The sequence below is a fragment of the Cyanobacteriota bacterium genome, from assembly GCA_025054735.1.
Lineage (GTDB): Bacteria > Cyanobacteriota > Cyanobacteriia > SKYG9 > SKYG9 > SKYG9.
In genome coordinates this window covers 1-1,443 of the sequence record JANWZG010000632.1, presented here as the reverse complement: position 1 = coordinate 1,443, position 1,443 = coordinate 1, and the positions used below count along the sequence as shown (strand labels likewise).

Annotated in this window: 2 protein-coding genes; both read left to right on the top strand. The window is 50.7% G+C overall.

The genetic code is table 11. The features are described 5' to 3' along the window. On the top strand, nt 1–1,031 hold a 1,031-nt coding region (locus NZ772_18905; protein MCS6815628.1), incomplete at its 5' end, for a site-2 protease family protein. Then, a partial coding sequence (locus NZ772_18900) for a PDZ domain-containing protein (GenBank protein ID MCS6815627.1) occupies nt 1,028–1,443 on the top strand: 416 nt, incomplete at its 3' end. The genes NZ772_18905 and NZ772_18900, both read left to right, overlap by 4 nt.

The window sequence follows — 1,443 nt, the reverse complement described above, 5'->3', positions numbered from 1 at the left end:
TGGCACAGGGTATTCGGGTAAACTCCATTACGCTATTTTTGTTTGGCGGTGTAGCAGCAATCGAGCGGGAATCGGATACACCAGGGCAGGCGTTTCAGGTGGCGATCGCAGGCCCCCTTGTGAGCATTACGTTGTTTGGCCTGTGCAGTGTGGCTACTGCCTATCTTTCCAGCTATGCTAGGGTGCTGGTTGCAACCCTTGCCCAAATTAACTTGGTGTTGGCATTGTTTAACCTAATTCCAGGATTGCCATTGGATGGTGGGCAGATGTTGAAAGCGGCACTGTGGAAACTGACGGGCGATCGCCTGCGGAGCGTGCGTTGGTCTGCCCGTGTAGGTCAAGTTGTTGGCTATCTGGGCATTGCCTTTGGGCTATTCCTAGTGCTGTTGACAGGTGGAGCGGGTGGTAGCTTATGGATCACAATCATTGGTTGGTTTATCTTGCGTAACGCCACGGCGTATAGTCGAGTTGCTGGGCTGCAACAAGTTCTCAGCGAGTTAACGGCTGCCGACGTGATGACTCGACAACTGCGGGTAGTCGAAGCAGAGCAACCACTGCGGCAATTTGCTGAGAGCTATCTATTGCAGACAGCAGAGGTAGCGGATGGTACTGCTCGTCCCTATCCTTACTATGCAGCATCTGACGGACGTTACCGTGGCCTTGTAATCCTGGATGAGTTACAAACGATCGAGCGTAGCCTTTGGGATCAACAGCCCCTGCAAAGTATTGTGCGACCGCTGACTGAGATTCCTACGGTGGAAGAAAAAACTCCATTGCCTGTGGTCATTATGAAGTTAGAAGTGCTGAAACTTCATCACATTACGGTGTTATCTCCAGCCGGAAGCGTCGCAGGCGTGATTGATCGCGGCGATATTGTGCGGGCAATTGGTACCAAACTTGGTGTGGAGATCTCTGACGCTATTATTCGCCAAGTCAAGCAAACAGGCTCCTATCCATCTGATCTGCCAATACCCAACCTTGCAAAGTCGCTAGTGCCTGCTGATTTACTCTCCTCTACTACTGTGCCATGAGCGATCGTGCCATCCAGCCAGCATTGATTACGCGCGTATTACCGGGATCCATTGCTGAAGAGGTAGGTTTTGAGCCGGGCGATCGGCTTGTGTCGATTAACGGCAATCGTCCCCGTGATCTGATTGACTATCAGTTTCTCTGTGCTGATGAAGTATTGCACTTAGAGGTGCAAGATGCAACGGGCAAGCTGCATCATGTAGAACTAGAAAAAGACTATGACGATGACCTAGGACTAGAGTTTGCTACAGCCCTGTTCGATGGCTTGATCCAGTGCAATAATCACTGCCCCTTCTGTTTCATCGATCAACAGCCACCCGGAAAGCGGTCATCCCTCTACCTTAAGGATGATGATTATCGCCTGAGTTTTCTCTACGGTTCCTATCTGACACTGACAAACCTAACACAGCGAGA